We start from the raw sequence: 8,249 nt of genomic DNA, 5'->3' as shown, positions 1-8,249 counted from the left end.
CCTCCAGAAATATAAGATGAAGGCTTAGCTTATTAGCCGATGCAAAATCTCCAGCGCCTCTTCCCTGTAGCGAATACAGTGGGAGAGGCGTTCTGCTTAAGAAGGAGAAAAAGTGATGGATGATGCTGCGCGTACGCTCCCGCCAGAGCTTTTTCGGTACGGTGGGCTAGCCGTTCCAGAGGGCGTGATGATGCGAGGGCGACGTCATTTTGCTATCGCCTGCCGTCTGCCCGACGGCACGATTTTGGTAGACAAGGAGCGGTTGGACTCGCGATGGCTCTATCGGCTTGGCAATGTGAACATCCCTTTCTTGCGCGGCATTTTTGCCCTGCTCGATACGATGACGTTGGGAATAAGGTCTTTGCTGTTCGCCTCCCAGGTGCAGGTGAAAGCCATGCAAGGAGAGAAGGTGCGGGTAGACACCCCACAGAGCATCGGCAACGGCGCGATCCTAAGCACGGTTATTCTCAGCTTTCTCTTTGCGCTTTTGTTGTTTAAGGCGTTGCCCACCTACCTTACCCAGTTTCTCGCACGAGGGCCTATGTCGTCGGAGAAGGCGCACCTGCTGAACCTTTGCGACGGCCTGATTCGTTCGGCGCTTTTTTTAGGCTACTTGGGGCTTGTTTCGCGAGATAGGCATATTCGGCGGCTTTTTATGTATCATGGAGCCGAGCATAAGTCTATCAATACGTTAGAGTCGGGGCAACCGCTTACTGTAGAAAACGCCATGCGCGCTTCCCGTATCCACCCGCGTTGCGGCACCAGCTTCGCGGTGCTGGTGTTGTTCTTGGATTTGGTAAGTGTGACCTTCTTGCCGCGCCCTACCTCCTTTCTCTGGCGCTTCTTGCTTCAGACCAGCATTGTGCCGATTATCGCGAGTGTTGGGTACGAGTATATCCGTTTGGCAATGCGCCTTCAACGGATTCGGGCACTGCGATGGTTGCTCACACCCACACTGGCCGCTCAGTATCTAACCACGCGCGAGCCGGAAAAGGAGCAGGTGGAGGTTGCTCTAGCCGCCCTCTATGCGGTTTTAGAGGCCGATGGCTATGAACAGTTCATTCCCGGCTCCGTCCTCTCGGGGCGTGCCTAGTATTGCTTGCTTAGTGGGCATCTGTGCGGCAAAGCGAACCGACGGATACGGATTGCCTATCACTTTGAGGCCGCTAAAACGTATTCAGAAGGGAGCCTTGTAAACCATTTGTGAGGAGTGCACGATGCCTCATCGGATTTTATGGGACGGTGATTGCGGTTTCTGCCGACGTGTGGTGGAGTGGTTCTTACGGCACGATAAGCAGGGTCTGTTTGAGGCCATCCCCTATCAAGACGACACCAGCATAACGCCGGAATTGAGACAGTCGTGTACACAGGCGGTTCACGTGATCACTACCGATGGGCGTATATTGAAGGCGGGACGGGCAACCCTGTTTTTGTTAGAGCAGATCGGATGCCGCCGCTTGGCGAAATGGCTGGCTTGGCCACCCTTTTTAAGGGTCGTTGAAGCGTTTTACCGGTTTGTTGCCCGTCACCGCAGCCTGTTCGACCAAATCCTGTTCCCACGTGCAAGGCGGAAGGGAGAGAGTTGTTATGTTAGGCATCGTTCCTAATTGTCTGTCCAGCAGCGAGCAGGCAATGGACTTGTCCAGCGTGCAGGTAGTTATGCAGCAAAAGTGGCGCCATCTACTTTTCCTTCACTGGACGGTACCTGAGGCGAGTTTACGGCCTTATGTGCCGCCAGCGCTGCATATAGATACCTATCAAGGCCATGCCTATGTGGGGCTTATTGCGTTTACGATGCGGGAGGTGCACCCCTGGTGGGCGCCTCCTCTGCCAGGTTTGTCTTATTTTCACGAAACGAATGTGCGTACCTATGTTCATCTAGAAGGCAAAGACCCCGGCGTTTGGTTCTTTAGTCTGGATGCATCGAATCCCATTGCGGTCGCTGTTGCACGCACGTTGTGGAAGCTTCCCTACTTTTGGGCGCAGATGCGTGTAGAGAGAACCGCAGTGCGTGAGTTGCGCTATCTATCGCGGCGTTTAAGGCAACCCAATGCCTACAGTGCTTTGCAGTGCCGATTATCGGGAATGCCCGCAGCTCATGCCGTGCCAGGCACGTTAGATCACTTTTTGTTGGAGCGTTATGTGCTTTATGCCCTGAAAGATCGGCAACTTTATCGTGGCTGTATTCGACATAAGCCCTATACGTTTCAGCCTGCAGAAATCCTGCAACTAGAGGAGGGGTTGTTGTCGGCTGCCGGTTTGGAAAGACCCGATGCCAGCCCGCTTGTTCACTATGTAGAGGGGGTAGATGTTGACATTTTGCCATTGCAGAAGGTGAGGGTAACTGATGGGAACTTTGTTAGTGATGGACTGTCGGCAAGACGCTGAGCAGGAAAAAGGCTATGGCGTTGTTGGTGCTATGAACGATCATACTCATCCATAGAGAACGCGTCTTTTCGTAAACCAGCGCCAGAGCCATGCCGATGAAGAAAATAGGCACAAATTCTAACGGGTCCAGATGCGCAATGGCAAATAACAGGGAGCTGATGGTTAAACCCCAGCCCATACCGAACCGATTCCGTAGGGAAGCATAGATGCCACCACGAAACAGCGTCTCCTCGGCAATGGGAGCTAAAACCGCGCCTATAATCACGAAGCTGAAACGTTGCCAGCCGTGCAGTTGTCGAAAAATGTGTTCTGCTAATCCCTGGTTTTGCATGATCCAAGTAGCGTGAGGAAACAGGGCTGCAAGTACATCCTGTTGTAGTCTGCCGATGACAGACCCCATAACAAAGACACCAATGCCCAGCCATGGAGCAATGAACAACAGTTCCGATGGGGTTGGCGGTCTGAAACCGGCCTGTTGGAGGGTGAGATTGCGTCGGCGGATAAGCCAAATGCCTAATGCAAAGAGAAGAAGTTCGAAAACCACCTGCGTGAAGAGACCGAAGGTATAGTGCGAACCATTTGTTGAGACGAAGTGTAAGAGCGTAGCGAGAAGGATGAAGAGAGCGCCTGCGATCCAGGTGCCCCAGAGCGAGCCGATTCGCTCGTAGAGTAGGGTGAGTAAGAAAACGAAGAGAGCACTGGAGGCGGCATGGATAAGCGAAAAATGTATCAAGAAAGCGACCGCTCCGGCAAAGCAAGCAACAAGCAGACACGACGACCAGACACCGTGTGTTCTGCGCAGTGAACGGTAGAGCCAAGCTTGAAAGAAAAGTAGTTGGGCTGGCAGGGCGATTAGCAAAGCCAGAAGAAGACTGAGAAGAGGAAGGTGAAGGGAGAGATAGACTATTTGATGAAACTGTTGCAGTTGTTGTCGGGCATAGGGAGCGAGTGCCGGCACCTTTTGCAAAGAGGAGAACAAAGAGGTAAGCGCGTTTTGAAAAACTGCAAGCAAGGGAATCTGGGCCAGCCCCCACGCTAGGGCGTAGAGCACCTGTCGGCCAGATGGCGGGAGAAGACCTATCTGTTCACGGGTTGCATTCCCGCGAACCAGCAATCTCCACGCTAGGAGCGCCAGTAGAATATTTAAGAGGGTCGTGTAAACCAGATGGCCTGTATAAGGTACCGTTGATGCCAACATTTATTTTAAGCTCCTATATGTGAAGCACGATGCACTATTTATTCAGATAGCGCAAAAGCTCCTCTTCGTCTGGACTGCCGGTAAGCTGCAGAAATATCTCTTCAAGGCTAGGGGCATTCTTTTCGGCAGAGGTGGTGAGCGATTGCGCTTTTAGCTCCTCGACCGTGCCTTGAGCGATAAGGCGTCCCTTGTTGATGATCGCAACGCGATGGCAGAGCTGTTCGGCTATGCCGAGACTGTGGGTCGAAATAAAGACGGCAGCGCCGCGTTGGGTGAGCAGGCGAAGCACCGATTGAATAAGCCTGGCTCCTCGCGGGTCGAGGCCTACGGTTGGCTCATCGAGAAAGACGACGATCGGATCGTGAATAAGCGCTCCTGCCAGCACGATCTTTTGACGCATGCCACGGGAGTAGCTGCCGATGAGAGCATCTCCTTTATCTTCTAGCTCGAAGAGATGGAGAAGATTGTCTATACGCTCCTTACGCCCTGCACGTGGAATGCGGTACAGGTCGGCCATGAGGTTAAGGAACTCCCTTCCGGTGAGTTTATCATAGAGGAAAGGGTTATCGGGGATATAGGCAAGCAGGCTTTTGGCAGCGATGGGTTCGAGGTGCACATCGTGCCCTCCAATGAGACAGCGACCGGCCGTTGGGCGCAGAAGGCCTGTGAGCAGCTTTATTGTGGTGGTTTTGCCTGCCCCATTCGGACCGAGAAACCCAAATATCTCTCCGCCTTCAACTGTTAGACTAACGTCTTGTACTGCCGGTATATCGCCGTAGTAGCGGGTAAGGTTGTAACATTCGATGAGGGGCATAGTTTAGCCTCGATGCCCTGGCTGTTGTTGAGCGAAGTTTGTGCCGGCCGAGCAGCCTGTTATCTGCCCGCATACGGCGCGTTCTGCTGAGGCGAGGTCGCGGAGTACCTCGATTTGGGAATAGCCTGCCTCTTCAAAAAGCGCCTGTACTTGGGGTGCTTTTCCCCATGCCACCTCCACCAGCAGCCAGCCGTTAGGCACCAGCAGATGCCTAGCCTGCTCTACGAGCGCTCGATGAAAGGTAAGCCCATCCGGCCCCCCATCCAATGCATGGCGCGGTTCGTGGTCACGAACCTCCGGTTGCAGTGTGCCGATTTCAGCGGAGGGAATGTAGGGAGGGTTAGAGACGATGAGCGCAAAGCGATGTGGTTTGAGGGCAGAAAGTTTATCTCCACGTAGCAGCGCGAAGCGCTCGGCCACGCGGTGGCGTCGGGCATTTTGATGGGCTACAGACAGCGCCTCTGCCGCGATATCCACACCGATTGCAAGGGCTTCTGGAATATGTTTCAGCAGGCTAATCGCTATGCATCCGCTTCCGGTGCCTATATCGGCAAACACCGGCGGGTGAGGGGTTTGGCGTAAGCAGGTGATGCCGCGTTCCACAAGCAGTTCGGTCTCTGGGCGCGGGATCAGTGTCGCCGGGGTAACAAGGAACTCCAGCCCAAAAAACTCCTGGGTGCCTCGAAGATAGGCCAAGGGCATGCGTTGGGTACGAGCCGTTATCAACGCTTCGAGACGTCTTTGTTGTTCTGCGGATAGGTGGTCTACTAGGCCGGCGGCCACATGGGAACGGGGCTTTCCGGTGGCGAGACTGAGTAGAATCTGGGCCTCTAGACGTGCCTCAGGAATGCCCACCGCCTTAAGCCGACCCTCAACAGCGCTAACCATATCCGTGGTTGAAACGGCCACCATCTCCCAACTCTCCCTACGATGCTTTCATACGCGCTGCTGTCACCTTATCTTCGTGAGGTTCGTTTCCTTCCGCTGCCTCTTTCAAGCGTTCTGCCTGGTCGGCTGTGATAAGGGCATCTATGAAAGGTTGAATATCGCCATCCATGATGGCGGATATGTTATAGATGGTGAGGCCAATACGATGGTCGGTGACGCGCCCATCGGGGAAATGGTAGGTGCGAATCTTCTCAGAGCGCTCACCGGTTCCCACTTGCGAGCGTCGTGCACCCGTACGCTCTTCCTGCTGCTGACGACGTTGAATCTCATAGAGACGTGTGCGTAGCACGTTACGGGCTTTGATGCGGTTTTGAAGTTGGCTTCTTTCATCCTGGCAGGTGACCACGATGCCGGTGGGTTTATGGATAAGGCGAATGGCGGTGGCCACCTTCTGTACGTTCTGGCCGCCAGCGCTGGAGGAGTGGTACACCTCCTCGATGAGGTCATCCTCGTTCAGTTCCACATCCACCTCTTCGGCCTCCGGCAGCACGGCCACGGTGACGGTGGATGTCTGTAGGCGACCGTTCGATTCGGTAACGGGCACACGCTGTACCCGATGAACTCCCCCTTCATATTTCAGTTGGCTATAGGCGCCCTTGCCCTGAATCTCGAAGACGGCCTCTTGCACGCCGCCAAGACCGGTCTCTTGCAACGAGAGGATATCCACCTTCCATTTCCGTCGTTCTGCGTAACGTATGTACATACGTAGCAGTTCGGCGGCAAAGAGTTTCGCTTCTTCCCCTCCGGCCGCAGGGCGAATCTCCACAATAACGTTGCGTTCGTCGTTGGGGTCTTTGGGCAAAAGCAGGAGACGTATCTGCTGGGCTAGCTCCTCCTGTTTTCTCTCGGCCTTTTCAAGCTCCTCCTGATAGAAGCTGCGTTCTTCGCCTTCGGCGGTCTTGAGCATCTCTTTGGCGTCGGCGACGTCTTGCTCGACGCGTTTGTACTGCTGATAGGCCAGAACCACGTCCTCGATCTCGCTTTGTGCCTTTCTGGCGGTCATGTAGCGTTGGTAGTCGGAACTAAATTCGGGGTCGTTGATCTGGTCTGTCAGCTCTTGATAACGCTTTTCTAGTTCTTCTAGTCGGTTTCTTGCCTGTTCTAACAACACGGTTAGGTTTCCTTATCCTCATAGAGGTTTGATTTCTGATCTTATAATACGTATTTGGTAGGTTTCGTAGCGAGGAAAATTTGACCTTTTATTTTACCCTTAGGGTTGGTACGTAAGGGCTTGATGGAAATAAGAAGAATAATATGGTAAGCTAGATGCCAGACTATTGATAGGATTGGTCACCAGAACTACAAACTAACGGGGCTTTTGCCAAACGTACACGCACTTTCTTCCCGTTTCTCGCCCATGCACGCCCATCTGCTGACTGCTATTGCCTTTCCCATCTGGCAGGACGAGGATATTCTCCATGGTAAAACCGAGTTTTTCGGCGATATCGGAGAGAATCATATCTACCGAAATGCTGACCCCCGCATAGCGCGCATTGTCGTTGACCATAAAGAGATAGCCTCCTGATTTTAGGATGCGGTAGCACTCGGCTATGACACAGGACAGCTCGTAAAAGTAGCCTCGCACCATGCGCGGTATACCGGCGTTATTGAGTGCGTTGCGGGCTTTTTGGTACTCAAGGTATTCGAGGATAGCTTGAAGAAGCTTTTGTTGATCAACCAGAGATAGGACAGAATGCCATTTTAAATTCATTGCTAACAGGTCTTTTATGCGATTTTCAACGGTGGAACTAAGCATCTGCTGGCGCAGGCTGCGAAAGCCTTTTTCGTCCACACCCAACAATGCAAGCTCTAGAGCATAGGTGCGCGTGTAGTCATAGCGATTGCAATAAGGAGGAGATGTAACAATTGCGCGATAGGTAGTATCAGGAAAGGTAGGGAGTAGCTCTAAGCAGGAGCCGTTGAAAATGCGAATGCGTCCGGCAAACTTTTCCGCTGGGAAAAGAGTGTCTGTGTGTTGGGTGACATAGGGTGCGGTATCCGAAAGAATCTCAGCGATCTTTGCCTGAATGGCCATGTCAAAGGGAAGTATCGGCCCCTTATCGAATCGCTTTTTACCATGCGTGCGTCCAGAACGGTAGTCCCAGCGCAAATACTGCCCGTCTTTGCGCGTAAAGCTCACCGATTCGAGCACACAGAGAAGCGCAAAGCGAAGAACGGTCTGCAATTTTTCGTTCTCTCTGTTACAGGCCGCAAGATATCTCTCAATCGCCCTCTTCGTTTCCTCAGGATAGGCGCCTCGTGTGATAGCAACTTCTGGAAGCGGAGAAATAGCATTTTCCTCTTTCCAAGGAGATGATATCGCCCATTTGCGCAAAGTCTCGAAATCTGAGGCACAAAAGGCAGAGGACAGCGTCTGTTTGGTAAGAATGATCTGTTGGCCTATAGGGAGCAGCTCTATACCATCTGAGTCTAACCCAAGGGCGCTGGCTGCAAAGAGAGATGTCCCGCTGCCGGCAAACGGATCACAAATGGGGCCATCCTGAATACGATACTTTTGGAGGATGTACTCAACAAAGGCCGCAGAGAAAGCTTCCTTGTATTTGTACCATCGGTAGATCGGTCGTTGCTTGTTCGCTTGAAAACTGACAAGAGTGCGAGATAGCTGTGGATCGAGCAAGAATGCATCTCGGAATTTTAGCTGAAGGCGCTTATCATCCTCGATAATAGGCTTAAGCGCGTTCTCCTGGACAGACCGGACGAGCAAGGTTGTTTGCGTACCGTTTGTTTTAGGAGGGCAAGTCATAAAAACATAGCAAGGAGACCCCCTGCGTTTACGCGGGGGAGGAATTGCTATCCGCATTCCCCCGATTGTCGAGAGCAATCGTGGCGTCACAATAACTCCTCGCACTCCTTTCCGCTTTCGCTGGTAAGTAGAGAGTA

8 protein-coding genes are annotated in these 8,249 nt (G+C 52.8%); 3 read left to right on the top strand and 5 right to left on the bottom strand.

Annotated features, from left to right (window positions below; genetic code table 11):
- The first annotated feature begins 115 nt into the window (after positions 1 to 115).
- The 3 genes from VKV29_RS05185 to VKV29_RS05175 all read left to right on the top strand — a co-directional run bounded on the left by VKV29_RS05185 (position 116) and on the right by VKV29_RS05175 (position 2,388).
- Entirely contained in the window at positions 116 to 1,093 is a 978-nt protein-coding gene (locus tag VKV29_RS05185) for a DUF1385 domain-containing protein (protein ID WP_324200239.1), read from the top strand.
- Positions 1,094 to 1,217: 124 nt separating this feature from the next.
- Positions 1,218 to 1,607 (top strand): thiol-disulfide oxidoreductase DCC family protein, encoded by a 390-nt coding sequence (locus VKV29_RS05180; RefSeq protein ID WP_324200238.1) that lies wholly within the window; start codon positions 1,218 to 1,220, stop codon positions 1,605 to 1,607.
- Positions 1,588 to 2,388 carry a DUF2071 domain-containing protein gene (locus VKV29_RS05175; protein ID WP_324200237.1) on the top strand — a complete coding sequence of 267 codons (801 nt, stop codon included), beginning with the start codon at positions 1,588 to 1,590 and terminating at the stop codon, positions 2,386 to 2,388. Before VKV29_RS05180 ends, VKV29_RS05175 begins: the two co-directional genes overlap by 20 nt.
- Here VKV29_RS05175 and VKV29_RS05170 read toward each other — a convergent pair.
- From VKV29_RS05170 to VKV29_RS05150, 5 genes are all read right to left on the bottom strand, one after another.
- Positions 2,360 to 3,586, bottom strand: a complete 1,227-nt coding sequence (locus VKV29_RS05170; RefSeq protein WP_324200236.1) for a type II CAAX endopeptidase family protein — start codon at positions 3,584 to 3,586, stop codon at positions 2,360 to 2,362. The two genes, VKV29_RS05175 and VKV29_RS05170, sit on opposite strands and share 29 nt — an antisense overlap.
- Before the next feature lie 34 nt (positions 3,587 to 3,620).
- Positions 3,621 to 4,400, bottom strand: coding sequence for an ABC transporter ATP-binding protein (locus VKV29_RS05165; protein WP_324200235.1), 780 nt, complete (start codon positions 4,398 to 4,400; stop codon positions 3,621 to 3,623).
- Between the two features lie 3 nt (positions 4,401 to 4,403).
- Positions 4,404 to 5,312 carry a peptide chain release factor N(5)-glutamine methyltransferase gene (gene prmC / locus VKV29_RS05160; RefSeq protein WP_324200234.1) on the bottom strand — a complete coding sequence of 303 codons (909 nt, stop codon included), beginning with the start codon at positions 5,310 to 5,312 and terminating at the stop codon, positions 4,404 to 4,406.
- 13 nt (positions 5,313 to 5,325) lie between these two features.
- Positions 5,326 to 6,459 carry a peptide chain release factor 1 gene (gene prfA, locus VKV29_RS05155; RefSeq protein WP_324200233.1) on the bottom strand — a complete coding sequence of 378 codons (1,134 nt, stop codon included), beginning with the start codon at positions 6,457 to 6,459 and terminating at the stop codon, positions 5,326 to 5,328.
- Between the two features lie 195 nt (positions 6,460 to 6,654).
- The gene (locus tag VKV29_RS05150) at positions 6,655 to 8,112 is read right to left on the bottom strand and encodes a site-specific DNA-methyltransferase (RefSeq protein WP_343217340.1); all 1,458 of its coding nucleotides are present in this window, start codon (positions 8,110 to 8,112) and stop codon (positions 6,655 to 6,657) included.
- Between the last annotated feature and the right edge of the window lie 137 nt (positions 8,113 to 8,249).

Origin of the sequence: Chthonomonas sp. (assembly GCF_035294165.1) — a bacterium.
GTDB lineage: Bacteria > Armatimonadota > Chthonomonadetes > Chthonomonadales > Chthonomonadaceae > Chthonomonas.
Note: the sequence above shows the minus strand (reverse complement) of the source record. Positions and strands in the feature narration are given on the sequence as shown.